Genomic DNA, 24,888 nt, shown 5'->3' with positions numbered 1-24,888 from the left:
CTGCGCGAACGCCGTGGCCGGGGTTCCCCCGGAGACCAGCGTTGTCCCCCTGGAGGGGGAAGGCGCCCAAGGCGATTCAGGGAGGGGCGTGAAAGACTCGCAAATTCTATCGACCTTCGCCGAGCGCCGGGCGCCGCGCGTGCCGCGCCAGCCGGCGCCGGTGCTGGTGTTCGACGCCTGCCAGGCCGGCGTGATCCTGCGCGCCGTGCTGTATGTGGAGGCGGTGATCGCCGTCGGGCTGATGTACGTGGCCGCCACGCCGGTCGATTGGCTCTGGCGCGTGGCGCTGGTCACCGCCGGTGCGCTGCCGGCCACGCTGCTGTGGCTGGTGGTGGGCTGCGGGCTGAAGCAGCGCCTGGCGCGCCTGGCCTGGCCGGTGCAGATGGGCGCCGGCGTGGTGCTGGGCGCGCTGGCCGGCTTGTACGCGTGCGGCACGCTGGCGCTGCTGGGCGCGGCAGACCGCCCGCCCTGGCTGGCCTGCGCCTGCACCGGCGCGCTGCTGGCGACCGGGCTGGTGGCGGGCCTGATGTGGCGTGTGCGCGGGCGCACCCCGGCCGCCACCACCGCGCGGCTGGCCGAACTGCAGTCCCGCATCCGTCCGCACTTTCTTTTCAACACGCTCAACAGCGCCATTGCCCTGGTGCGTGACGAGCCGGCCAAGGCCGAGGCGGTGCTGGAAGACCTGTCCGACCTGTTCCGCCACGCGCTGGCCGACCGGCAGGACAGCGCCACGCTGCGGCAGGAAATCGAGCTGGCGCGCCGCTACCTCGAGATCGAGCAGGTGCGCTTTGGCAAGCGCCTGCGCGTCGAATGGTCGCTGGACGAGCGCGCCGACGGGGCGCGCCTGCCGCCGCTGATCCTGCAGCCGCTGGTCGAAAACGCCGTCAAGCACGGCGTCGAGCCCAGCGCGCAAGGCGCGCAGGTGCGCATATCCACGCGGGCGCGCGGGCAGATGGCGCTTATCAAGGTCACCAACACCGTGCCGGCCGGGCAGGGCGAGGCCGGCCACGGCATCGCCCTGAACAACGTGCGCGACCGCCTGCGCCTGCTGCACGACCTGCAAGGCGGCTTTCGCACGGCGCTGGTCAACGACGTGTACCAGGCACGCATCGAAGTGCCCCTGTCACCATGACGGCGCTGCGCGTGCTGATCGTCGACGACGAGCCGCTGGCCCGTGCGCGCCTGCGCACCCTGCTGGGCGACTGCAGCCAGCCCGAAGCCATCGCGGCGGGCGAGGCGGGCAGCGCCGCGCAGGCCATGGAACTGGTGTCGCGCCAGCGCTTCGACGTGGCGCTGCTCGACATCCACATGCCGGGCGCCGACGGCCTGCAGCTGGCGACGGCGCTGCGCCAGGCGCCGCAGGCGCCGCTGGTGGTGTTCGTGACGGCCCACGCCGAACACGCGGTGGCGGCGTTCGACTTGGATGCCGTCGATTACCTGACCAAGCCCGTGCGCTTGGCGCGTCTGCAGGCGGCGCTAAAAAAAACGCAGCTGCTGGCGCAGTTGAAGCAAGGGCTGGCGGCCCCGTCGGCACCCGACTGGCTGCTGATCGCCGAGCGTGGCCGCACGCTGCGCGTGCCGCTGTCCGAGGTGCTGTACCTGAAGGCCGAGCTGAAGTACGTCACCGTCCGCACCGCCGACGCCAGCCACCTGCTGGACGGCAGCCTGAGCCAGCTGGAAGAGCGATTTGCGGGGCGCTTCCTGCGCATCCACCGCAACGCGCTGGTGGCCCGCAATGCCATCCGTGCGCTGGTGCGCCACCACGACGCGGATGAGGGCGACGGCTGGGCCGTGCGCCTGGCCGGTATCGACGAGCTGTTGATGGTCTCGCGCCGGCAGGTGGCGGCGGTGCGCGAGGCGCTGGGGGAGTAGGGCGGGCACTTGTGCCCGCGCGGCCCTTCGGCAGCGGCCGTGTAGCATCGGCGCCCATGTCCATGAAGATCACCATCGCCACCCGCGAAAGCCGCCTGGCCCTGTGGCAGGCCGAACACGTCAAGGCGCTGCTCGAACAACGCGGCCACGCCGTCACTCTGCTGGGCATGACTACGCGCGGCGACCAGATTCTGGACCGCACGCTGAGCAAGGTGGGCGGCAAGGGCCTGTTCGTGAAAGAGCTGGAAACCGCGCTGGAAGAAGGCCGCGCCGACATCGCCGTGCATTCGCTGAAGGACGTGCCGATGGAACTGCCGCCGGGCTTCGAGCTGGCCTGCGTGATGGCGCGCGAAGACCCGCGCGATGCCTGGGTGTCGGCGACCTGCGCCACACCGGCCGATTTGCCTGCGGGCGCGGTCATTGGCACTTCGAGCCTGCGGCGCACGGTATTGCTGCGCAGCATGCTATCAAAAATGAATCGCAGCGACATCCGCATCGAGCCGCTGCGCGGCAACCTGGACACCCGCCTGCGCAAGCTGGACGAGGGCCAGTACGCCGCCATCGTGCTGGCGGCGGCGGGGCTCAAGCGGCTGGGGCTGGGTGAGCGCATTCGCCACATCTTCAGTGCCGATGACATGCTGCCCGCCGCCGGGCAGGGCGCGCTGGGCATCGAGGTGCGGTCGGGCCGCGCCGACCTGCTGGCCGCGCTGGCGCCGCTGGCCGACCGCGCCACCTGGCTGGCTGTGGGGGCCGAGCGCGCCGTCAGCCGCGCCATGGGCGGCAGTTGCTCGATGCCGCTGGCCGCCCACGCCACGCTGGACGGCGCACGGCTGCAACTGGATGCCGCCTGGGGCGACCCCGAAGGCGCGCCGCGCCTGGTTACCGCGTCGGGCCACGCCGACGTGGCCGAAGGGGCCGACGCCGAGGCGCTGGGCCAGCGCGTGGCGGCCGATCTGCGGGCTGGCGGGGCGCATTGACGGTGCTGCGCGTGCTGGTGACCCGCCCGGCGCCCGAGGCGCAGCGCTGGGCGCGTGAGCTGGGCGCGCGCGGCATCCACGCCGAAGCCCTGCCGCTGATCGACATCGTGCCGGCGCCCCTGCAGGGCGACTTGCTGCGCGCGCGCCAGCGCCTGGGCGACTACCACGCCGCGATGTTCGTCAGCGGCAATGCGGTGCTGGGGTTTTTGGGGTCGAATGAGCCTCAGGCGCTTGACGCACCTGCGCTGGATGCTATCGAAACAAGAGCTTGGTCGCCCGGCCCCGGCACCACGGCGGCGTTGACGAAGGCGGGCTGGCCCGCCGAACGCATCGACGCGCCTGCGCCCGACGCGCCGCAGTTCGATTCGGAATCGCTGTGGGCGCGCGTCTCGTCGCAGGCCGTGCACGGCACGCGGGTGCTGATCGTGCGCGGCTCGGCGGCGGACGGCGTGGCGGCGGGCCGCGACTGGCTGGTGGCACAGCTGGCGGCGGCGGGCGCCGTGGTCGACCAGGTGGCGGCCTACCGGCGGCTGGCGCCGGAGCTGGATGCGGTGCAAGGCGCGCGCGCGTGCGCTGCGGCGGGCGATGGCACGCTGTGGCTGTTCAGCAGTTCGGAGGCCATCGGCAACCTGCTGGAATGCCAGCCGGGCGTGGACTGGCGCGGCGCGCGCGCGCTGGTCACGCACCCGCGCATTGGCGAAGCGGCGCGCGCCGCCGGTTTTGGCGCGGTGTACGACACCCGGCCCACGCTGGAGGCGGTGGCCGCGTCGATAGAATCGCTTCGATGATGCCCGAGCCGACCCCCCGCGTTGCCGTCTGCGCCCCCCCGCGCCGCCGGCGCCGGACGCCGGGGCCGATCCCGCCAACGGCGCTCAGTCGGCAGCGCGCCTTGACGCCACGCCTCGGCCTGCCGGGCTGCAGCCGGGGCTGGTGGTGGCGTGGCTGCTGGCCGCCATCGGGCTGACGGCCAGCGTGGCGCTGTGGCAGAAGGTGTCGGGCATGCAGGAGCAGCTGGCCCGGCAAAGCGCCGACGCCGGCACGCAGTCGGTCGAAGCCCGCACGCTGGCGCGCCAGGCCGAGGAAAATGCGCGTGGCCTGGCCGCCAAGGTGGCTGCCCTCGAAACCAAGGTCGCCGACATGGCGGTCTACCGCACGCAACTCGACGCGCTGGTGCAAAGCGTGGCGCGGGCGCGCGACGAAAACCTGGCGGTGGACCTGGACGCCGCCCTGCGCGTGGCGCAGGACCAGACCCAGCTGACCGGCAGTGTCGAGCCGCTGCTGGCCGCACTGCGCACCGCCGAGCGGCGCCTGACGCGCTCCAGCGACCCGCGCCTGGCGCCCGTGGCCCGCGCGGTGGCGCGCGATCTGGAACATGTGAAGAACGCCAGCATTCCCGACGCCGCGGGCCTGCTGGCGCGCATCGACCTGCTGCTGCGGCAGGTGGACGACCTGCCGGTCGCCAACGACGTGGGCCGCACCCGCCCGGGTACGGCGCCGCGCGGTGCAGCGGCACCCCCCGGCGCCTGAAAGCGCCTGGGCGCGGCTGTGGCACAGCGTGCTGGATCAGGCCCACGGCCTGGTGCGCGTCAGCCGCGTGGAGCGGCCCGAAGCCAGCATGCTCAGCCCCGAGCAGGCGTTTTTCGTGCGCGAAAACCTCAAGCTGCGCCTGCACGGCGCGCGCCTGGCGCTGCTGGCGCGGCAGTACGAGGCGGTGCGCAGCGACCTGTCGGCGGCGTCGACCCAGCTGGGCGCCTGGTTCGACCCGGCCTCGCGCCGCACCCAGTCGGCCGCCACCACGCTGCAGCAGATCCAGGCCGGCACGCGCTCGGCCGATCTGCCGCGCGTTGAAGACACGCTGACCGCACTGGGCACCGCGATCGCCGCCGCCAACGCGGTGGGCAGCGCCGACGCGCCGAGGGGCCGGTAGTGCCCATGCGCGCCGCGCTGTGGCTCATCGGCCTGTTTGCCATGGCCGTGGCGCTGGCGCTGTTTGCGGGCGAGAACCAGGGCACGGTCACGGTGTTCTGGCCGCCGCACCGGATCGATGTGTCGGTCAACCTGGCGCTGCTGCTGCTGGTCGGCCTGTTCGTGCTGCTGCATCTGGCCCTGCGCGCCTTGGCGGCGGTGCTGGAATTGCCGCGCCAGGCGCGTCGCTGGCGTGCGCTGCAGCGCGAGCGCGCCACCCAAGCCCTGCTGCTGGACGCCATGACGCAATTCGGCGCCGGGCGCTTTCTGCGCGCGCGCAAGGCCGCCGAAGGCGCGTTGGCGCGCGAACAGGCACTGGCCGAAGGTGCGGCCGCGCTGCCCCACGCCCTGCCGCTGCGCGCGCTGGCCCACATGACGGTGGCCGAAAGCGCCCATGCGCTGCAGGACCAGGCCACGCGCGACGCCCACCTGGGGCACGCGCTCGATACCGCGGCCACCGCAGGCGCGCCGCCCGAGCTGCGCGAAGGCGTGCTGCTGCGCGCCGCCGGCTGGGCGCTGAACCAGCGCGACCCCGCCGGTGCGCTGACCCGTCTGGAGCAATTGCCCGCTGGCGCCACGCGGCGCACGGCCGCGCTGCGCATCAAGCTGAAGGCCGCCCGTCAGGCGGGCCGCGTGGCCGAGGCACTGGACACGGCGCGCCTGCTGGCCAAGCACGGCGCGTTTTCGCCCAGCGCCGCGCGCAGCCTGATGCGCGGCCTGGCCGCCGAATTGATCGGCCAGGCGCACGACCCGGCGCAGCTGCAGGCGGTGTGGCATTCGCTGGACCCGGCCGAACGCACCATGCCCGAACTGGCGCTGCGCGCCGCGCAGCGTCTGCTGGCCCTGGGCGGCGACCATGCGCTGGCGCGGCAGTGGCTGCGGCCGGTGTGGGACGAGATGCTGGCCCTGCCCGAATCCTTCAGCGCCGCGCACCGCGCGCGCCTGGCGGACGTGCTGGAGTCCGGCATGGTGGCCACGGGCGAATCGTCGGACCAGGAATGGCTGGCGCGCGTCGAATCCGCCGCGCAGGCCAACCCGCGCGACCCCACGCTGCAATACCTGGCCGGCATGGCCTGCCTGCACCGCGGCCTCTGGGGCCGGGCGCAGTTGCTGCTGACGCAGGCGACGCGTTCATTGACCGACGAGCGCCTGCAGCGCAGCGCCTGGCGCGCGCTGGCCCGACTGGCCGAGCAGCGGGGCGATCAGCCCGCCGCCAGCGCCGCGTGGAAGCAGGCGGCGCAGGGGCGGGGTTGAGCGTCGCGGGGCTGGCTGCGCACCGCGTCAAGCCCTGGCGCTATCACGCACTTCCGCGCGCTGGTGGAATTACCGCAGGTGCGGGAGCTTGTCGCCGCCGAAGTGTCCAAGGGCAACGACCGTCTGGCGCAGGTCGCGCAGATCAAACGCTTTCACCTGCTGACCAAGGAACTGGATCACGACGACGGCGAAGTCACCGCCGCCATGAAGGTGCGGCGCTCGAGCATCTACAAGACTTACGCGGCGGAGATCGAGGCGCTCTACGCGTGACGCCCGGTGCACCGTGGCGGCGGGCGTGCCATCACCTGTTGCGATGGGGCGATGGGAATCGAAGAAACCTATTGAACCCGCATGAAACCTCACTTTTTCAATGTGGTTTACGCGCGTTCCCCTGCCCGTTCCCCGGCATTTGGGACTGTGAAGACGGACACGAACCCATGTCTTTTTAGGCGCTTCACGCCACCCAAAAAGTGTCCGCTTGAGCGGACGGTTTTGAGGTATGGCCACCTCGCGTCTGCGCACCTACTGCACCCAGACCAACGTCCGGAAAATTTTCCGGACGTTGGTCTGGCACCCTGCCGTCTGCGCACCTACTGCACCCTGAAAAGGTGGAAATATTTCCACCTTTTTGGTCTGGCACCCTGCCGTCTGTGCACCTACTGCACCCGCTTGCACATCAAGTGCAGCTCACGCCCGGCGCTGCGCACGTCTGCCACATGCGTGATGCCGTAGAGCGTGCCCGAGTGGTTCACGCGCATCGCTGACGTGACGCCCGGGCGATACCGCAGCCGCACGCGCGCAGTCACTTCGCTGACGGCGGCCACGGTTGCAGTCGGATGCACGGCAACGGCACGCGCCAGGGCCATGGCCAGCCGCGTCAGCTTGGCGTGTTCGTCGCTGCCGACGGGCGCCGATTCGATGGCGTGCTGGGTGCGCGCCAGATTGGCGGCCAGCACCAGGTCGCTGTCCGTCCAGGTGTCACGCGGGCGGCTGGTCACGATGGCCCGCCAGAACGGTTTGCACGGCTCGGGCAGGGTGACGTAGCCCGGCGGCTCCAGCGGGCCTTGTGCGGCGTTCTGGTGCGCCTGAACAGCGGCCTTGGCGCTGTCCGATCGGTGACGGCGGGGCGTGGGCTTCATTGCCTATTTTTTAAGCAGGTAGCGATGATTCGATGGACAGGGGGCGGTCTGGTCCTGGCGGTTGCTGGTGATTTTTCGCAGCAGCGCGGGCAGCGGCTCGCTGTTCCACGGATGATTCGGGTCAAGCGGCATGCCGTGCGCGTCGCAGCCCATCGGCACGCGCTTGCCTTCATCGGCGGCGGTCTTGCGCGAGTGGCATTCGTGGCACAGAGGTTGCAGTGACTCGCGCCGGTTGTCATCGGCGCCATTCATGTGGTCAACGTCCGTCGCCCGCACGATCAACCCACGGGCCTTGCAATGCCTGCACAGCGGTTCATCGGCCAGCACGGACGCGCGCAGTCGCTGCCAGGCTGCGCCATTCAAGGGCAGCGTGCGGCGCGGGTCTGCATCGCGTCCGCTGCGCTTGCTCATGCCGCGCCCTTGGGTGGCGGATTGGGCCGGTAGTGGGTGGCCTTGATGGCGGGCAGGTTTTCCAGCTTGCGGGCCTCGGCAGGCAGCAGCCAGCCGGCCCCGATGCCGGATGCGTAGAACGCGGCGCGCACTTCGCTGTCACCCCGCAGCAGCCCCTCCGCGCTGAACTCGGGGTAATACAGGCGCTTGCCCGCATCGGTCAGCAACTGGCGGCTGATGGCGCCTTCCCATGCGGCCATGTGGCGGCCCAGGCAGTGCGTGACGAACCAGCGATTCACCTGCACGGCGTTGCTGTAGTTGGCCTCGCCCAGGTCGGCCAGCAGCGGCGGCGGCACCTTGAAGATGCGGGCCACTTCCTGCACGCTGAACTGTCGGGCGGCGATGTACTCGGCATCCTCAAGGCTCATGCTCAAGGGCACGAAGTCGGCGCCTTCCTCAAGCACGGGCGTGCGGCCCGCATTGGATGCGCCCGCGTACTGCGTCTGCCAGGATTGCTTCAGGCTCTCGCGCTGTTCGGCCTTCAGCTTGCCGGGCATCTTGATGATGCCGCTCAGCTTGGTGCCATTGGTGAAGTTGGCCACACCGTGCTGCGATTCGGCCAGCGCCAGCTCGATCACGCTGCGCGCAGCCTGAATAGGTGACTGGCCGATCAGGGGATCAGGCCCAGCGCGGTGGCGCAGGTGAAACACTTCATCAGGCAGCAGGCGCTCGCGCTTGCCGTCGCGGTCGGTGTAGTCGAACCCGCCGATGGCGTCCCCCTTGCGCAGCACGTTGACGCGCTCGGGCGCCAGCGGGATCAGCGCACGCACCTGGCCATCGTTGCCCCGGATCACGCGCGCGTAACTGTTGCCGTGCAGCAGCATGGCAGCGGTCATCCATTCGATGAACTCCTGCGAACTCTGGTGCTCGTTCGGCTCGCGGTGCAGGCACTTGTGCAAGGCGTGGTCATCGGCGGGCGTGCGGCTGTCATCGCCGCGCTTGTACAGGCGCAGCGGTAGGGTGCCGATGGCCTCGGATATGACGGCGACGGCACCATAGACGGCGGCCACGGACTGCGCCGACTCGGGCGTGATGCTGGCCGTGCGCAGGGCCTGGAAGGCGGCCCAGGTGTCGTTCGGATTGGTGGCCCGGCGTTCAAAGCCCAGGGCGCGGGCGGTGCGTTCGATCAGTCCCATACACAGGTTTCCAGCCAAAGGGCGCGCGTGTCGTTGCTGCGGATGGCCTGGCGCGAGCGCAGGGCGACCGTGGTGTCGGCATAGGCCGGGTCTGCCGTCAGGGTGATTTCCACCAGGTCAACGTCGAGCAGCTCGCGCACCAGTTGCGCGCCGCGCTGTTCCCAGCGGTCGCCGCCATCGCGCACGCGAAAGCCGAATGAACAGCCCGCCACGTCGCCGCGATCCACCAGAATGGCCAGGTCGCGGCCATGCGTGGTGTCGGGCAGGGCCAGCTCGAAGGCCAGCCCCTTGGTGTCTTCGCGCAGTTGCAGCGTGCCCCCGCGCGTGGTGCCCAGCAGGGCATCGCCCTGATGGTGGTACAGGGCGCGAATGTTGGTGCCGCTTTGCAGGGAATTGCGAAAGGCGCCATTGCGGATCACCTCGACGAAGTCGCCCAGAACGGCCTCGCTGTTGAAGATCGCGGCGTAGCCGGTCAGCGTCTTGCCGTTGCTGCGCAGCTCGCCAGTGGAGCGGACTTCCAACATTCGCAGCCCCTTAGGCGATGGCCAGGTCTTCCACCACCACGAACGCTTCGGGGCGGCGCACCACGGCATCCATCGTGTGCAGGATGCGCAGTTGAACGTCGCCTTTTTCGTAGTAGCCAGCGGCGTAGGGGTTGGCCAGCACTTCGGTGGCGCCCCATTCGCCGATCACCATTTCGCTGAAGTCGCCGACGATCATGCGGCCCTTGGCAGGACTGCCTGCCTTGGCATCCAGCTGGTTGGTGACGTGCGCGGCCAGGCCGTTGACGGTGCCGCCTTGCAGGATGTATTCGGCGCCTGCGGTGGTGCTCTTGAGCGTGGCGCCCAGCTTGGTGGCCACCTTGGCGTGCGTCAGGATGGCATTGGGCGTGACGTTGACCAGCGCCAGCTTTTCGAACACGGCCAGCACGGCGGCCCAGTCGAGCGTCGCCAGGGATGCGGTCTGCACGCCCGACACGTTCAGGATGCCCACCGGCTGCTTGGCGGCGGCGGTGCCGTGAATCAGCGCCTTGTCCACGGCCAGGCCGATCACGGCGGCGATATCGTCGCGCAGCAGTTGCTCGATGGCCGGATTGCTTTGCAGCGCCAGTTGGCGGCTGAACGCGGTCAGCGCACCTACGTGCTTCGGTTCCATGCGGATGCTGGCGTAGCCCGGATTGCTTTCCGTCAGCGGGTCGCCCTCGTTCAGCCAGTACGCGGTGCTGGCGCTGGCCGCCTTGGGGATCACCACGTCGCCACGCAGGCCGGACAGCACACGGGCGCCCAGGCTGCGCACGATGGTCGAATTGCGCAGCAGGCCGATGAATTGGTCGGCGCGGTTGTCGTCGGGCACGATGGCGGCATTTGCCGTGGTGGTCATCGTGGCGCGCTTTTCAAACACGCTCGACGGGATCAGCACGCCACCGTGGCGCGCCTCGATGCCCTGGCGCTTGGCCTCTTGCTGGAACTCGGCCAGTGCGCCCGTGACGGCGCGTTGCTCGATCTGCGCGCGGATGGCGTCGGTGACGTTGACGGCGCCTTCCATGTCGGCGCGCGGCTTGTCGGCAGGCTGGCCCAGGCTGCGGCGCTCGGCATCTTCCAGGAACTGCGCGCGTTGCTCTTGCGCCTCCAAGCCCTGAATCTCGCCCTTCAGCTTGTCGAAGGCGGCGGTTTCGTCGGCAGACAGCGGGCGGTTCTCGCCCTGGGCCTTGGCCAGCACGGCGCGCATCTCGGTCACTTTCAGGGCGCGGGCTTCGCGCAGGTCGTTCAGTTTCATCGTGGTCTTTCTTTGCAAAGAATGAAGATGAACTGAGATGTAGCGCACTTCAGAAACGATAGCAACAGGGCGTTTTTTGGTGCGCGCTCATGGTGGTTTATGGTGCGAACGGCCGTTTTGCGTCGTTGCACATTCGCCACGGATGAAGGGGTCACACGTCGATCACCACGCTTGTGGGGTCGGCCACTGCGCAGGCCGCCCGCAGCCGTGCCTTGGCCTTCGTTTCCTGGCGCCGCGCGTCGTTCACCGCCGGCACGCTGTAGTGCTTCAGCGCCTCGGCGTGTTGCTTGGTGACGGCGATGCGCACCAGGCGGGCGCGGTTCCATTCGATGGCGGCGACGGCCGCCGCTTGCATTGCTTTGTTCATGCGGTCATTCCCCACGCGAAGCGGTAGCGGCTGGCCTTATTGCCCGCGCCCTTGGACACCAGCGTCAGCACGCCATCGGCAACCAATGACGCCAGCATCTTGTTCGCGTCGGTGTAGTGCACGCCGATCACTTCACCAGCTTGGCGCGCACCGAGAAAGAAGGGTTCCGGCGCATGGTGCGCATTCAAGGCCGCGCACAAGCGCACCAGGTGGTGGCCACGGTCGCCGTAGCCAAGGGCCGCAATGCCAGCCGGCAGCGGCGTGGCGTCGATGTTGTCGATGATGTTTTGCATGGTTTGTCCAAAAGGGTGCTGTACGTTGTCGAAGCCGTAAACGAAGTCTTGCAGCGTGACGGCGAAGTCCTTGGTTTCGATCACCGGCAGTGCAAGCGCGTGCCACTCTTCAGCGATGGCGCGCAACTCCGCACGGGTCGCGCTCGGGTTCGCCGCCTTGATGTAGCGGGCCAACTTGAACAGGCAGGCGTTGCGCTGGCCCGCCTGCGTGGGCAAGGTGTCAGGTGGGATACCTACAGAAGAAGACAGAGGACTACAGAGGATTGCATCAGCCCTCTTCTGTAGGTGACTGCCCAGCTCGGCAGCGACAGCAGAAAAGCCGGGTAGGGGCTTCAATGGCCCTTGCACGAGCGGGTGGCCCGTGACTGTCAGATAGCGGGCGCTGGCGTACAACTCGACATTCAGGCCGTCAAGGATGCCGCGCTTCCCTTTTGGTAGCGGGTCGGCATACCCAAAGCCGCGCAGGCCCGTGCCGCTGGGTGACAGCTCGACATATCCGCAGCCGATGCGATCCAGCAAGGCCAGCGCGGCGGGCGCGGGCGTGGTGTCGTTCACGCACTTATCCAGGTCGATACCGACAATGCCGTCGCCATTCAGTGCGAAGCCGACGCCTAGATAACCGCCCTCGTCATAGGCCGTGCGCGCCTGATCGAACGTCGCCCAGGTGGTCGGGTCTGTGGAACTTGCCCTGCTGTTGACGGCGGTCGGGCAGTACGGCACCTTGTCCTTGGGTGGGTCGTTCCTCCAAACAACCCAGCGGGGCAGGGCACGCAATTCGCCGGGGATGGCGGCGAAGTCGGGTGCGAGCATGTCAGGCTCCCGAGTATTTCGCGGCAGGACTCAAAATACTTTTGAACCTGCCCATGAAGTCCTGCATGGACTGGGTTTCAGCCTGTTCAATCTCGATGGCGTGATTCCAGGCCTCAATGTCCAGCAAGGCGTCTATCCGCTGTTCCAGGCGCTTGCGCAGGATCACCGGGGATAGTGCATCAACCTCCCAGCACCGATGGCCGTAGCGGCCTGTGAACCAGTCGTAGCGGGTGTCATTCTTCTTGTCGGATGCAGGGAACCATGGCAGTTCGGTGCGCGCGTGCACGTCGCGTGCTTCCAAGGCAATGCGCTCGATAGTGGCCTCGCCGCCGTACCTGCCCAGCCTTGCCGGCAAATCAACCTCGGACATGTGCAGGCCGCTGCAATCCCAGTCGCCGATGTAGAGGATGGTCAGCGGCTTGGTGTTGTCCAGTGTCTCTTGCGCTATGCCGTAGAGGGAAGTCGCGCTGCCGTAGCCGTGCATGACGCGGAACGTCACGCCGTGCTCGTTCAGCACGGGCGCCACGGTGCCCCGGATGGTGCCTTTCTCGCTCCACACTTCCACGCGGCGCGGCTGCATGGCCCAGTAGTCTTTGCGGTAGCCGTTGACGGCGGCGCGAATGATCTGCTCGGGGTTGGCCCACGTGCTGACGCGCTCGGCTTCGCGGGTTTCGTCAACGATCCAGCCCCAGGGAATCACGCCTTGCTCGCGTGCCCAAACCAGTTGCTTGCTGACGCTGCCGGTGCTGTTCTTACCCATGTCGGGAATCAGCTTTTCAATGAACAGGCGATAGCACACGGCGCGAACCGATGCGGGCTGAATTTCCTCAAGAATGCGCCGCGCAGCTTCAACCAGCGCGAGCGTCTTTGCTGACTTGCCGCGTCCCATTACTGCACCGCCTTGCTGTCAGCCCTCGCACTCAACCACGCCGACACGTCGGCAGCTATCCATCGTGTGCAGCGTGTGCCGTCTTTGATCGGGTTTGGAAAATCGCCAGCAGCGACCTTGCGGCGGATGGTGGACTCAGACAGGCCCGTGATTGCAATGACGGTCTGAATCTTCAATAGCGCAGTAGCAATCTGGATTGCATGCAGCGGTTGATGCTGCGCGCGCTTGCGTTCAATGGAAGGATTTGTCGATAGCACGATGAAGCCTTTGTAAAGGCTTGGCCATCGGATCATGTGAAGTGACAGCCAAGCGTTTCAAACGCAACGGGTGAACCCGTCGCACGCTTCGCCGCTCAGATACCTGCGTTGACCTCGGGCCTTCCTCGGGTGAAGGCGCTTGCAAAGCTGGTTGCAAGCGGTCTGACTTTTCGCGCTTCTGAACTATTTGGCAGGGCTACGACTTACGATGTGTCTGAGCTAAACGGGTGCTGCGCCCGCCCCATTAACACATCTGCTACGGCCTCGCCGGCTGTTCTTGGGTGCGGAATATAGCACCCACTGACGGAATATGAAAGGTGCCAGCCCAGCCCGTCAGGGAAACGGGTGTTCGCGCCGTCGCGCTAGGGCTGGCGATTCAATTAGTTCGTGCTGACTTGATCGGGCATCTTGCCGCGCGCTCGCCACTTGGCCACTTCCGCTTGTGCCTGGCGGCGGTTTTCCATTCGCTGCAAGACGGCTTGGTGAAGACGCTCTAGCTGGTCGCAGTCAAGCCAAAAGTCTTGTGCAAGCGGAATATCCTTGATGAGCTGCTCCACTGTTCTGACAAAGGCAGCGCGGCGCAGCGGGCGCGCATGGGCTTCCCATGTCGTGTAATCGAAATAGCAGAAAAAGCGTCCGTTATCGATGGCTTCGTCGCCAGTGCGCTCGTCTTTCTGCGCGAGCGTCTTCAGCACGGCCCCGTGCATCGCAACTGCCGCTCGGTTCGCTAGTTCCATCGCGTCCGGCTTCGGCTGAGGCTTAGGCATGTCGGTGAAGTCCGTTTCGGCAATGAATCGGCCACTCTGTTCGATCTTGACCGTCTGAGGCAAATTCTGGTTGTCCATTCCTCAGCCCTCCTTCGCCAGTCGCATGCAGTCCCGATCCAGGCGCATGCCGATGTTCAGCAGATTGCCTTCCAGGCGCACCAGGGCGGCGCGCAGTGGGCTATCGGTCACGCCCCCGATCAAGCGGCCCAGCGCCATGATTTCGTCTTGCAGGCGGCCTATTCCGGCCTCCACGTCCCGCGCTGCGGTATCCTTCAATTCAGCCATTGCTTCACTCCTTTGATTGATGGTCAGGGGTCGGTCGTGTTGCAACCACTTCCGGCCCCGCACTCGCCACCGATAGGCCGCGCGGTGGCATCGCGGTTTCTCACGCGCGCAGTTTCACCACGTCGGCGCCCTTGCGCAGCTTGTCCAGGTAGTTGGCCCACTTCTTCATCATGTCGCGGCGCTGATTCATGTACTGCGCCCGGTCGTAGGCCATGCCCAGCGGCCCAGCCTTGCCGTGGGCCAGCTGGGCTTCGATCACGTCCGCTGCGACGTTCAGTTCCTCCGCGATCAGCGTGCGCGCCATCGCCCGGAACCCGTGCGCCGTCATCGTTTCGTTGTCGTAGCCCATGCGGCGCAGTGCGGTATTCACGGTGTTCTCGGACATGCACCGGCCTTCGCCCAGCAGGGACGGGAATACATACTTGTGGTGGCCCGTCAGTGGGCGCAGGCGCTCCAGGCTGGCCAGGGCTTGCGGCGACAGCGGCACGTAGTGCGGGCGCCCGCTCATCTTGGCCTGCTTGGTGCGCTTCATCTTCGCGGCGGGGATCGTCCACATGGCCTTGTCGAAGTCCAGTTCTGCCCATTCCATTTGCCGAATTTCGCCAGGGCGCTGGAACGTCAATGCCGACAGCAGCAGCGCCTCGCGCGTCACCGGGCTGCCGTTGTAGATGTCGATATCGCGCAGCAGTTGGCCCGCCTGCTTCGGTGTCAGCACGGCAGCCATGTGGCGCACCAGCACGGCCTGCAGGGCGTCTTTCAGGGGCGCGGTGGGGTCGTTGGTAGCGCGGCCCGTGGCGATGGCGTAGCGGAACGTCTGGCCCGCGTACTGGCGCAGCGAATGGGCGGTTTCGCGCTTGCCTTGCTTTTCCACGCGGCGCAGGGTGTCCAGGACCAGCGGCGGGGTGATGCTGTCCACCGGCAGCGAGCCGATGAACGGGAAGATGTTCGCCTCGGACATGCGCAGCCACTTGCCAGCGTAGGCGGCGCTCCACTCGCGTTCTTTCAGGGCGTGCAGCTCGCGCGCGACGGCCTCGTAGGTGTTCGCGCTGCTGACGCGGGCCACGGCCTTGTCGGCCTTGCGCTGCTGAACAGGGTCAACCCCGGTCGATAGCAGCTTGCGGGCGTCGTCGCGGGCAAAGCGGGCGTGCTTCAGCGAAACGTCTGGGTAGGTGCCCAGCGCGAGCCGCTTTTCTTTGCCCAGGTGGTAGTACTTCCAGAACCAGCGCTTGCTGCCGGCTTGCGAAACTTCCAGGTACATGCCGCCGCTGTCGGTGAAGCGTGCAACACGCTTGCCTGGCGGGCAGGTGGCCCTCTGAATCTCGATGTTCGTCAACATGGCGTAGGGGAACAACTTTCGGAAAACCCCCGAAAAATCGGGTCGTTCCCCTAGTTGTACCCCTAACCGGACTGCAATTCAATGGCGCATCATGAACGCCACTGGCGGCTAAATTCGCCTAAGTCGTTGATTTATTTGGGGATTTGACGGAACATGGTGCGTCATGAAATGTTCCGATGGAGCGGGCGATGGGAATCGAACCCACGTCTTGAGCTTGGGAAGCTCAGGTCCTGCCATTGAACGACGCCCGCCGATGGTTGAGCAGGGATTCTAGCGGAGCGCTTCTGCGGCCTGCAGGCCGCTGCGCACGGCGCCTTCCAGTGTGGCGGGGTAGGGGCCGGCGACGTAGTCGCCGCACACCGACAGGCCGGGCGCCACGTCGGCCGGCGGGCGCTTCAGGGCGGGGGTGCAGCTGAAGGTGGCGCGCTTTTCGGTCACGGTGAGCAGCGGCGTCACGCGCAGGCCCAGCTGCAGCGCAGCCTGCGCGGTGACGGCGGCTTCGAGCGATGCGGCGTCACCGTGGCTGTGGCTGACCACGAAGGCGTACAGCCGCGTGGGCGCGTCGGTGGGCGCGTCGGTGGGCGCGATGGCGTCGCGCCGGAACACGAACTGGGCCGGCGCTTGGCCGCTGGAGCGCAGGGCCAGCATGGGCGATGGCAGCGGCGCGTCGGTGTCGGCCGCCTGGGCGTACACCGTGGTGATGGGACGGTGCGGTAATTGGGCGCTGGCGCACCACTCGTCTGCCTGAGTTGCTATGACTTGTGTAGCGACATGGGCTGTCTGGGCCAACAGTCGTACGGCACCGAACGACGACGTGGCGAGGATGACGCGGTCGAATGGCTCACCGTCGACGTGCCAATGCGGCGACGACCAGCGCAGCGCCTCGACGCGCCGACCTGTCAGCACGCGGCCACCGCGGCCGACCAGCCAGCGCGCCGCCGCGTCGGGCAGCAGGGCGCTCAGATCGACGCGCGGGATCAGCAGGTGCGAGCCGCCGCGTTCGCTGAACATCGCGTCGTGCAGAACGCGCAGAAACACCTGCGCGCTGGCCTCGGCCATCGGCGTGTTGAGCGCCGAAATGCACAGCGGCTCGATGAATTCGCCGAGCAGGCGCGGCGACAGCGCGTGGCACAACTGCGCCACCGTGAGCTGCGGATTGCATGCAAACCCCGCAGCGCGCCAGGCCTGCGCGGTGCGCAGCAGCGCCAGCTTGTCGCGCCACGGCCAGCCCCGCGCCGCCAGAATGCCCGCCAGCGCGTCCAGCGGCGGCGGCAGGTCGGGCAGCGCCAAGCCGCTGCCGTCGGGGTAGCGCAGCGTCAAGGGCAGGCGCAGCAGCGCGGCGTCGGGGTCGACGCCCACGGTGCGCATCAGCGCCAGGCTGTCGCGGTAGGCGCCGATCAGCACGTGCTGGCCGTTGTCTGCCATCACCGTGCGGCCGTCTGGCAGCGCCAGCGGCACGCCCCGCGCGCGGCCGCCCAGCGTGCGGGCGGCTTCGAACACGGTGACGTCGTGCCCCCGTTCGGTGGCGCGCACCGCCGCCGCCATGCCGGCCCAGCCCGCGCCGATGATGGCGACTTTCATCGAACAACTTTCTTCTGAACGCAAAAGACGCAAAAGCTGCGCAAAAGACGCAAAACGCAAGCCTTCATGTCTTTTGATTCTGCGACTTTTGCGCGTCTTTTGCGCCCTTTGCGTTCAAGAAAAGCCTCAAAAACGGCCAAGCGCCTGCATCTTCCACGCCAGCCACAGCTTGCGCAGCGGCGTCAGTGCGATGCGCTGGTGCAGCACCTGGAAGTTGTCGGCCTCGATTTCGCGCAGCAGCGTGCGGTAGATGCTGGCCATCATCAGCCCCGGTTTCTGGCTGCGGCGGTCGGCTTCGGGCAGCAGCGCCAGGGCCTTGTCGTATGTGTCCTGGGCGCGCTGGGCCTGGAACTTCATCAACTGGACGAAGCGGTCGGAGTACTGGCGGTCGAGGATTTCGTGCGCCTTGACATCGAAGCGCTTCAGTTCGTCGACCGGCAGGTAGATGCGGCCGCGCCGCGCGTCCTCGCCCACGTCGCGGATGATGTTGGTCAGCTGAAACGCCAGGCCCAGCGTGTGGGCGTATTCGGTGGTTTGCGGCTGCGTCTGGCCGAAGATGCGGGCCGACACTTCGCCCACCACGCCGGCGACCAGGTGGCAGTATTTCTCCAGCGCGACAAAGTCGAGGTAGCGCGTCTGCGTCAGGTCCATCTGGCAGCCGGCGATCACGTCCTGCAGGTGTCGCTGCTCGATGCCGAATTCGGGCACCCAGGGCATCAGCGCCTGCATCACGGGGTGGCTGGGCTGGCCCTGGAAGGCCTTTGCCACCTCGGTGTGCCACCACGCCAGCTTGGTGGCGGCCACGCCGGGGTCGCTGACTTCGTCCACCACGTCGTCTACCTCGCGGCAGAAGGCGTAGAACGCCGTGATGGCGGCGCGGCGCGGTGGCGGCAGAAACAAAAAGGCGTAGTAAAAGCTGCTGCCCGAGGCGGCGGCTTTCTGCTGGACGTAGTCCTGCGGCGATGCGGGGGTGACGGCGCTCACGGGCTGCATTGTCCCATCGGGGCGCGGCGCCGCCGGTCAGGCCGCCAGGCCCTGGTACGCGAGCTGCTTGAATGCCACCGTGTAGGCGTTGCCAAAGCCCAGGTAGCGCTGGGTCATCAGCACGCCGGCGGTGCCCAGGCGCGGGTTGATCCACCACATCGTGCCGGCCATGCCGCCCCAGCTGACTTCGCCCGCCGCGGTGGGTGGATCGAGCGGGCCGGGGTGGTCGAGCACCGCAGAGCCGAGGCCGAACACGCGGCCCGGGTGCACCGGCGCATCCGGAAAGCGCACGCACAGGCCGGGCGGCAGGTGGTTGCGGCCCATGTCGGCCACGGTCTCGGGCTTCAGCAGCGTCGGGCCGCCCGGCATCAGCGCCTGCAGCAGCCGCACCGTGTCGTCCAGCGACGAGATCAGGCCGCCGCCGCCGGCTTCGCGTAGGCCGGGCGTGCGGTAGGCGCCGGGGTAGGGCACGTCGTCCAGCCGCATCAGACCGGGCACAGTGGGGTCGGTGCGGTCGGTGCCCACATACAACACGGCCAGCCGCGCGGCCTGGCGGTCGTCCAGGACGAAGGCGGTGTCGGCCATGTCCAGCGGCTCGAAGATGTGGCGCGAGAAGAAGCGACCCAGCGACGCCCCCGAAACCACCTCGACCAGCCGGCCCAGCACGTCGGTGGCCAGCGAATATTCCCACTGCTCGCCGGGGTGAAACGCCAGCGGCAGGGCGGCCATCTCGGCCACCAGCTGGGCGTTGGACAAGCTGGGCCGGTGCACGCGCGCCTGCCGGTAGGCGTCGTTCAGCAGCGCGCCGGGGTTGAACAGGCCATAGGACAGCCCCGCCGTGTGCGTCATCAGGTGGCGCACCGTGATGGGCCGCCGCGCCGGCTCCACGTCGCCCAGGCTCGTCGCGCCGGGGCGCAGCACCTGGCGCTGGGCCAGTTCGGGCAGGTAGCGCTCGATGGGGTCGTCCAGCCCCAGCTGGCCTTGCTCCACCAGCAGCAGGATGGCGCAGGACGTCACCAGCTTGGTGTTGGAGAACACGCGAAACAGGTGGTCGTCGCGCAGTGGCACGTTGGCCTCGATGTCGGCATGGCCGCAGACGAAGCGGTCGACCACGTCGCGGCCGCGCAGCAGGGCCGTCGATACGCCGGGCAGAAAGCCCGCGTCCACCTGCTGTTGCAGGGCAGCGTGCAAGGGGGCGAAAGCGCTGGATGTCATGGCTTATCCGGTCACGAAACGGCGTACGGGACATTGTGCTGCCGCGGTGCCGGCGCGGCTGTCACATCCACAGCATGCGCCACAGGATGCGTGGCGCGTCGGCCTTGCCCACGGTGGGGCGCTGGCGCAAGACGGCCGCGCCCAGCGTGTCGACCTGGTCCAGCACACGCAGCGCGCCCTGCACCACGGCCCGCAGCTCCCACCCCGCGCGGCCGGGAATGCGGTGCACCAGTTTCAAGCCTTTTTGCATGCTGGCGCTGGCGTGGTGTGCGCAGGCAGCTATTAAATTTGTAGTATTCTGGTCTGGCCGCAGGGCGACGAACTGGCGGGCGGCATCGGTGATGACGATGCCGTGCGCGGCGCATTCGGCCAGGGGCAGGTAGTAGCGGCCGCGCGGAATGTCCACGCTCAGGTCCTGCCAGAAGTTGATGAGCTGCAGCGCGGTGCAGATGGCGTCGCTTTCGGTCAGCGCTTCGTCGGCCGTCACGCCGTACAGGTGCAGCAGCAGGCGGCCGACCGGGTTGGCGGAGCGGCGGCAGTAGTCCAGCAGTTCGGGCCAGTCGGCGTAGGTGCCGCCCACGGCCGTCTTGCGCACGTCCTGTCCGAACGCCGAGAGCAGATCGTCCAGCGGCTGCACCGGCAGGTCGAACGCGCGCATCTGCGCCGTCAGCGGCGTGAACACGGGCGCCCAGCGGCGCGAGGGTGCGTGGCCAGTTGCCACCGCGTGCAGGTCGGCGCGGTAGGCCGCCAGATCGGCCAGGCGCTGGTCGGGCGAGGCATCGCCTTCGTCGGCCAGGTCGTCCGCCGTGCGGGCGAAGTGGTAGATGGCCGCGATGGGCGGGCGCAGGCGGGGCGGGCACAGCCACGACGCCACCGGAAAGTTCTCGTAGTGGTCGATGGCGGCAGAGGGTGCGGCGCGTGGCATGGGCGCGTCGATTGTGCCCGGGCGCCGCGTGGCAGTGCGGCATCTCCTCAATCCGAACTTGACACGCCCACCGCGCCTCATTTAGATTACTAACCAGTCAGTCATTAATTATTTCGGGATAAGGGTCATGCTGCCATCGCTGCGGATTGCCCAGGTGGGCGGAGTCGTGCTCGCCACCTTGTTGTTGGCCGCATGCGGCAAGCCGCCCGCGGTCGAGGAGCCGGTGCGGGCGGTCAAGCTCATCACCGTGGGCGAAGGGCGCTACCAGGCGGGCTACGAATATGCGGCCGACGTGCGCGCGCGGGTCGAGTCGCGGCTGGGCTTTCGCGTGGCGGGCAAGATCGTGCGCCGGGCGGTGGAGCCGGGCCAGCGTGTGCAGGCCGGCCAGCTGCTGGCCCAGCTGGACGCGCGCGACTACCAGCTGGCGGCCGATGCGGCGCGTGCGCAGGTCACGGCCGCCACCACGCAGCGCGACCTGGCCGCGGCCGACCTGAAGCGCTACCAGTCGCTGCGCGACCAGGGCTTCATCAGCGGGGCCGAGATCGAACGCCGCAGCGCCACACTGAAGGCGGCGCAGGCCACGCTGGACCAGGCGCGCGCGCAGCTCAGCAGCCAGGGCAACCAGGCCGCCTACACCCACCTGCTGGCCGACGCCAACGGCGTGGTCACGGGCATCGACGCCGAGGTGGGCCAGGTGGTGGCCGCCGGCACGCCCGTGGTGCGCGTGGCGCAGGACGGCCCGCGCGACGCCGTGTTCAGCGTGCCCGAAGACCGCGTGGCTGCCATGCGGCTGGGCCAGCAGGCCACGGTGCACGCCTGGGCCAGTGACGAGCAATGGTCGGGCACGGTGCGCGAAGTGGCGGCCGCCGCCGATCCGGTGACGCGCACCTACGCCGTCAAGCTGGCGCTGGCGGGCGCTGCGCCGCCGCTGGGCGCCACCGTCACCGTGGTGCCGCAGCAAAGCGGTGCGCAGGGCGCCGAAGTGATCAAGCTGCCGACCAGCGCGCTGTGGCAGCAGGGGCAGGGCAGCGCCGTGTGGGTGTATGACCCGGCCAGCAGCACCGTGCGCGCCCAGGCCGTGCAGGTGGCCGGCGCCGACGGCAACGACGCCGTGATCGCCGCCGGCCTGAAGCCCGGCATGCGCGTGGTGGCGACCGGCGTGCACGTGCTGAACCCTGGCCAGAAAGTCACGGTGTATCAGCCAAAATACGGTCCAGCGCCCGCTGCATCAGCAGCTGATGCTTCTAAAAGCATAGCTGACAAGGCTGCGGCCCCCGCCGCGCCCGGATCGCGCTGAAGGCCACGCATGAGCGAACACGCATCGCCCGTCGCCGGCGCCGCTGCGCGCAGCGAGCCCAAAGCCGGTTTCAACCTGTCGCGCTGGGCGCTGCAGCACGCATCGCTGGTGCGCTACCTGATGGTGGTGCTGATGCTGCTGGGCGTGGCGGCGTACTTCCAGCTGGGGCAGGACGAAGACCCGCCCTTTACCTTCCGCGTCATGGTGGTGCGCACCTTCTGGCCCGGCGCCACCGCGCGGCAGGTGGCCGACCAGGTCACCGACAAGATTGAGCGCACGCTGCAGGAAGTGCCGTACGCGGACAAGATCCGCAGCTATTCCAAGCCGGGCGAGTCGCTGATCATCTTCCAGCTGAAGGATTCGTCGCCGCCGCGTGACGTGCCGCAGATCTGGTACACGGTGCGCAAGAAGGTGGGCGACATCCGCTACACGCTGCCGCAGGGCGTGCAGGGGCCGTTCTTCAACGACGACTTCGGCGATGTGTACGGCGTGATCTACGCGCTGTCGGGCGACGGCTTCAGCCCGGCCGAGATGAAGGCCTTTGCCGACGACGCGCGCCAGCGCCTGCTGCGCGTGAAGGACGTCGCCAAGGTCGAGCTGTTCGGCGTGCAGGACGAGAAGATCTACATCGAAGCGTCGCAGCGGCGCCTGGCCAAACTGGGGCTGGACATGAACCAGGTGCTGGGCCAGCTGGGCGCGCAGAACGCGGTTGAATCGGCCGGCGCGGTGCAGACGCCGCTGGACGTGGTGCAGGTGCGTGTGGGCGGCCAGTTCAACGACGTCGCGCAGTTGCGCGCCATGCCCATCCGCGCCCCCGACGGGCGCCAGCTGCGGCTGGGCGACATCGCCGACATCCAGCGCGGCTACGTCGACCCGCCGCAGGTGAAGGTGCGGCACGACGGCCAGGAAGTCATTGCGCTGGGCGTGTCGATGGCCAAGGGCGGCGACATCATTGCGCTGGGCAAGGCGCTGCGCGAAGCCTCGGCGCAGATCGAGAAAACCCTGCCGGTGGGCGTGAAGCTGGCGCAGGTGCAGGATCAGCCGCATGCCGTGGCCGAATCGGTCAACGAATTCGTCAAGGTGCTGATCGAGGCGGTGGTGATCGTGCTGGCGGTGAGCTTTCTGTCGCTGGGGCTGCACAAGCGGCCCGGCAGCCACCCGCTGTGGCGCCGCTGGACGCTGGACATGCGCCCCGGCCTGGTGGTGGGCATCACCATCCCGCTGGTATTGTCCGTGACCTTTCTGGCCATGCAGTACTGGGGCATCGGGCTGCACAAGGTGTCGCTCGGCTCGCTCATCATCGCGCTGGGCCTGCTGGTGGACGACGCCATCATTGCCGTCGAAATGATGGTGCGCAAGATGGAGGAGGGCTACGACAAGTTCCGCGCCGCCACCTTCGCCTACGAGATCACCGCCATCCCCATGCTGACCGGCACGCTGATCACGGCGGTGGGCTTTCTGCCGATTGGCCTGGCCCGGTCGATGACGGGTGAATACACCTTCGCCATCTTCGCGGTGACGGTGATCGCGCTGCTGGTCAGCTGGGTGGCGTCGGTGGTGTTCGTGCCGCTGCTGGGCGCGTGGCTGCTGCGCGTGCCCCCGCACGTGCAGGCCGCGCGCGCTGAGGCGCTGAACCGCGGCGTGCCCGTTGCCGAAGAACCGCACGAGCTGTTCGACACCCCGTTCTATAACACCTTTCGCCGCGCCGTGACGTGGTGCGTGGCGCACCGCTGGTTGACCATTGGCGCCACCGTGCTGCTGTTTGCGCTGGGCATTTTGGGCATGGGCAAGGTGCAGCAGCAGTTCTTCCCGGATTCGAGCCGGCCCGAAATCCTGGTCGACCTGTGGTCGCCCGAAGGCACGGCGTTCGCCGCCACCGAAGACGTTGCCAAGCGCGTCGAGGCGCGCCTGAGCGCGCTGGAAGGCGTGACCGGCGTCACGCAGTGGGTGGGCGCCGGCGTGCCGCGCTTTTACCTGCCGCTGGATCAGATCTTTCCGCAGTCCAACGTGTCGCAGCTGATCGTGGTGGCGAAGGACTTGCCGGCGCGCAACCGGCTGCGGCTGGCCATGCCGGCGATGTTGGCGCAGGAATTTCCGGAAGTGCGCGCGCGCGTCAAGCTGCTGCCCAACGGGCCGCCGGTGCCGTATCCGGTTCAGTTCCGCGTGATCGGCGCCGACCCCGAACGGCTGCGCCAGCGCGCCGACGAGATGCGGGAGGTCATGCAGAAAAATCCGCACACGCGCGGCGTCAACGACAACTGGAACGAATCCGTCAAGTCCATGCGGCTCGAAGTCGACCAGGACAAGGCGCGCGCACTGGGTGTCACCAGCCAGTCCATCGCGCAGGCGGGCCGCGTGCTGCTCAGCGGCAGCACGGTGGGCCAGTACCGCGAAGGCGACAAGCTGATCGACATCGTGCTGCGCCAGCCGCTGGACGAGCGCGACGCCATCACCGACATCGCCAACGCCTACCTGCCCACGGCCAGCGGCCAGTCGATTCCGCTGATGCAGGTGGCCAAGCCCGTGTTCAGCTGGGAGCCTGGCGTGATGTGGCGCGAAAACCGCGACTACGCCATCACCGTCAACGCCGAAGTGGCCGAAGGCCTGCAAGGCGCCACCGTGACGGCGGAACTGCTGCCCGCGCTGCGCGCGCTCGAGGCCGACTGGGCGAAGGCGGGCGACACCGCCCACCGCATCGAGGTGGCCGGGGCGGTCGAGGAGAGCAGCAAGGGCTCGTCGTCCATCATGGCGGGCCTGCCGGTCATGCTGTTCATCACCTTTACGCTGCTGATGCTGCAACTGCATTCTTTCAGCCGCGCCATGCTGGTGTTTCTGACCGGCCCGCTGGGCATTGCCGGCGTGGCGGCGGCGCTGCTGGCGCTGAACCGGCCGTTCGGCTTTGTCGCGCTGCTGGGCGTGATCGCGCTGATGGGCATGATCCAGCGCAACTCGGTAATCCTGATCGACCAGATCGAGAGCGACCGCGCGCGCGGCGTGCCCACGTGGGACGCCATCGTCGAATCGGCCGTGCGGCGCCTGCGTCCCATCGTGCTGACGGCCGCGGCGGCGGTGCTGGCCATGATCCCGCTGTCGCGCAGCGTGTTCTGGGGGCCGATGGCGGTGGCCATCATGGGCGGGCTGATTGTGGCCACGGCGCTGACGCTGCTGGCGCTGCCGGCCATGTACGCGGCGTGGTTCCGCGTCAAGCGGCCGGATCAGGAAAACCCCGCTGCCGTGCCACCGCCGGAGGCCATCGCCGCAGGGTAAAATCGTCAGTTCGCCAAATTCCGTCGGGCGGTTTGCGCAGCGAACC

25 protein-coding genes, 1 tRNA gene and 1 pseudogene are annotated in these 24,888 nt (G+C 68.3%); 10 read left to right on the top strand and 17 right to left on the bottom strand.

Annotated features, from left to right (window positions below; genetic code table 11):
• Positions 1 to 88 precede the first annotated feature (88 nt).
• The 8 genes and pseudogenes from R0D99_RS11745 to R0D99_RS11710 all read left to right on the top strand — a co-directional run.
• Positions 89 to 1,132, top strand: a complete 1,044-nt coding sequence (locus R0D99_RS11745) for a sensor histidine kinase (protein ID WP_416365877.1) — start codon at positions 89 to 91, stop codon at positions 1,130 to 1,132.
• A complete protein-coding gene (locus R0D99_RS11740; protein WP_317748374.1) occupies positions 1,129 to 1,872 on the top strand; it encodes a LytTR family DNA-binding domain-containing protein in 744 nt (247 codons plus the stop codon). The genes R0D99_RS11745 and R0D99_RS11740 overlap by 4 nt, the downstream gene beginning before the upstream one ends.
• Before the next feature lie 56 nt (positions 1,873 to 1,928).
• Entirely contained in the window at positions 1,929 to 2,849 is a 921-nt protein-coding gene (gene hemC, locus R0D99_RS11735; RefSeq protein WP_317748373.1) for a hydroxymethylbilane synthase, read from the top strand.
• The gene (locus R0D99_RS11730; protein ID WP_317748372.1) at positions 2,846 to 3,637 is read left to right on the top strand and encodes a uroporphyrinogen-III synthase; all 792 of its coding nucleotides are present in this window, start codon (positions 2,846 to 2,848) and stop codon (positions 3,635 to 3,637) included. The genes hemC and R0D99_RS11730 overlap by 4 nt, the downstream gene beginning before the upstream one ends.
• Positions 3,638 to 3,779: 142 nt before the next feature.
• Positions 3,780 to 4,376: a uroporphyrinogen-III C-methyltransferase gene (locus R0D99_RS11725; RefSeq protein ID WP_317748371.1), complete on the top strand. Its 597-nt coding sequence runs from the start codon at positions 3,780 to 3,782 to the stop codon at positions 4,374 to 4,376.
• Entirely contained in the window at positions 4,351 to 4,776 is a 426-nt protein-coding gene (locus tag R0D99_RS11720) for a uroporphyrinogen-III C-methyltransferase (protein WP_317748370.1), read from the top strand. The genes R0D99_RS11725 and R0D99_RS11720 overlap by 26 nt, the downstream gene beginning before the upstream one ends.
• Positions 4,777 to 4,781: 5 nt before the next feature.
• A complete protein-coding gene (locus R0D99_RS11715) occupies positions 4,782 to 6,068 on the top strand; it encodes a heme biosynthesis protein HemY (protein WP_317751080.1) in 1,287 nt (428 codons plus the stop codon).
• A gap of 39 nt (positions 6,069 to 6,107) precedes the next feature.
• Positions 6,108 to 6,338, top strand: a pseudogene (locus R0D99_RS11710) (long-chain fatty acid--CoA ligase); the annotation flags it as partial.
• 386 nt (positions 6,339 to 6,724) lie between these two features.
• Here the strand turns inward: R0D99_RS11710 and R0D99_RS11705 are convergent.
• From R0D99_RS11705 to hpnC, 17 genes are all read right to left on the bottom strand, one after another.
• Positions 6,725 to 7,207 (bottom strand): phage head closure protein, encoded by a 483-nt coding sequence (locus R0D99_RS11705; protein WP_317748369.1) that lies wholly within the window; start codon positions 7,205 to 7,207, stop codon positions 6,725 to 6,727.
• Positions 7,208 to 7,210: 3 nt separating this feature from the next.
• Positions 7,211 to 7,618, bottom strand: coding sequence for an HNH endonuclease signature motif containing protein (locus tag R0D99_RS11700; RefSeq protein ID WP_317748368.1), 408 nt, complete (start codon positions 7,616 to 7,618; stop codon positions 7,211 to 7,213).
• On the bottom strand, positions 7,615 to 8,793 hold the full coding sequence (locus R0D99_RS11695) for a phage portal protein (protein ID WP_317748367.1): 1,179 nt from the start codon (positions 8,791 to 8,793) through the stop codon (positions 7,615 to 7,617). The genes R0D99_RS11700 and R0D99_RS11695 overlap by 4 nt, the downstream gene beginning before the upstream one ends.
• Positions 8,784 to 9,317 (bottom strand): HK97 family phage prohead protease, encoded by a 534-nt coding sequence (locus tag R0D99_RS11690; RefSeq protein WP_317748366.1) that lies wholly within the window; start codon positions 9,315 to 9,317, stop codon positions 8,784 to 8,786. The genes R0D99_RS11695 and R0D99_RS11690 overlap by 10 nt, the downstream gene beginning before the upstream one ends.
• Before the next feature lie 10 nt (positions 9,318 to 9,327).
• Complete coding sequence (locus R0D99_RS11685) at positions 9,328 to 10,569, bottom strand: phage major capsid protein (RefSeq protein ID WP_317748365.1); 1,242 nt, start codon at positions 10,567 to 10,569, stop codon at positions 9,328 to 9,330.
• A 151-nt stretch (positions 10,570 to 10,720) separates the two neighbouring features.
• Positions 10,721 to 10,936, bottom strand: coding sequence for a hypothetical protein (locus tag R0D99_RS11680; RefSeq protein WP_317748364.1), 216 nt, complete (start codon positions 10,934 to 10,936; stop codon positions 10,721 to 10,723).
• The gene (locus tag R0D99_RS11675; RefSeq protein ID WP_317748363.1) at positions 10,933 to 12,039 is read right to left on the bottom strand and encodes a hypothetical protein; all 1,107 of its coding nucleotides are present in this window, start codon (positions 12,037 to 12,039) and stop codon (positions 10,933 to 10,935) included. The genes R0D99_RS11680 and R0D99_RS11675 overlap by 4 nt, the downstream gene beginning before the upstream one ends.
• 1 nt (position 12,040) lies before the next feature.
• On the bottom strand, positions 12,041 to 12,928 hold the full coding sequence (locus R0D99_RS11670) for a hypothetical protein (RefSeq protein WP_317748362.1): 888 nt from the start codon (positions 12,926 to 12,928) through the stop codon (positions 12,041 to 12,043).
• On the bottom strand, positions 12,928 to 13,221 hold the full coding sequence (locus tag R0D99_RS11665; RefSeq protein WP_317748361.1) for a helix-turn-helix transcriptional regulator: 294 nt from the start codon (positions 13,219 to 13,221) through the stop codon (positions 12,928 to 12,930). The genes R0D99_RS11670 and R0D99_RS11665 overlap by 1 nt, the downstream gene beginning before the upstream one ends.
• A gap of 344 nt (positions 13,222 to 13,565) precedes the next feature.
• Positions 13,566 to 14,030: a hypothetical protein gene (locus R0D99_RS11660; protein WP_317748360.1), complete on the bottom strand. Its 465-nt coding sequence runs from the start codon at positions 14,028 to 14,030 to the stop codon at positions 13,566 to 13,568.
• A gap of 3 nt (positions 14,031 to 14,033) precedes the next feature.
• Positions 14,034 to 14,237 (bottom strand): hypothetical protein, encoded by a 204-nt coding sequence (locus tag R0D99_RS11655; protein ID WP_317748359.1) that lies wholly within the window; start codon positions 14,235 to 14,237, stop codon positions 14,034 to 14,036.
• 100 nt (positions 14,238 to 14,337) lie between these two features.
• Positions 14,338 to 15,573, bottom strand: a complete 1,236-nt coding sequence (locus tag R0D99_RS11650; RefSeq protein ID WP_317748358.1) for a tyrosine-type recombinase/integrase — start codon at positions 15,571 to 15,573, stop codon at positions 14,338 to 14,340.
• Between the two features lie 177 nt (positions 15,574 to 15,750).
• Positions 15,751 to 15,824: transfer RNA gene (locus R0D99_RS11645), tRNA-Gly, on the bottom strand.
• Between the two features lie 19 nt (positions 15,825 to 15,843).
• Positions 15,844 to 17,154 (bottom strand): hydroxysqualene dehydroxylase HpnE, encoded by a 1,311-nt coding sequence (gene hpnE / locus R0D99_RS11640; protein ID WP_317748357.1) that lies wholly within the window; start codon positions 17,152 to 17,154, stop codon positions 15,844 to 15,846.
• 126 nt (positions 17,155 to 17,280) lie between these two features.
• Positions 17,281 to 18,138, bottom strand: a complete 858-nt coding sequence (gene hpnD, locus R0D99_RS11635) for a presqualene diphosphate synthase HpnD (RefSeq protein ID WP_317748356.1) — start codon at positions 18,136 to 18,138, stop codon at positions 17,281 to 17,283.
• A gap of 36 nt (positions 18,139 to 18,174) precedes the next feature.
• Entirely contained in the window at positions 18,175 to 19,353 is a 1,179-nt protein-coding gene (locus R0D99_RS11630) for a serine hydrolase domain-containing protein (protein ID WP_317748355.1), read from the bottom strand.
• Positions 19,354 to 19,414: 61 nt separating this feature from the next.
• On the bottom strand, positions 19,415 to 20,278 hold the full coding sequence (gene hpnC / locus R0D99_RS11625; protein ID WP_317748354.1) for a squalene synthase HpnC: 864 nt from the start codon (positions 20,276 to 20,278) through the stop codon (positions 19,415 to 19,417).
• 127 nt (positions 20,279 to 20,405) lie between these two features.
• Here hpnC and R0D99_RS11620 point away from each other — a divergent pair, with 127 nt between their 5' ends.
• Complete coding sequence (locus tag R0D99_RS11620; RefSeq protein WP_317748353.1) at positions 20,406 to 21,575, top strand: efflux RND transporter periplasmic adaptor subunit; 1,170 nt, start codon at positions 20,406 to 20,408, stop codon at positions 21,573 to 21,575.
• Positions 21,576 to 21,584: 9 nt separating this feature from the next.
• Positions 21,585 to 24,842 carry an efflux RND transporter permease subunit gene (locus R0D99_RS11615; RefSeq protein ID WP_317748352.1) on the top strand — a complete coding sequence of 1,086 codons (3,258 nt, stop codon included), beginning with the start codon at positions 21,585 to 21,587 and terminating at the stop codon, positions 24,840 to 24,842.
• Positions 24,843 to 24,888 lie beyond the last annotated feature (46 nt).

Source organism: Ottowia sp. SB7-C50, assembly GCF_033110285.1.
Lineage (GTDB): Bacteria > Pseudomonadota > Gammaproteobacteria > Burkholderiales > Burkholderiaceae_C > Ottowia.
This window is presented reverse-complemented; position numbering and strand designations above follow the sequence as displayed.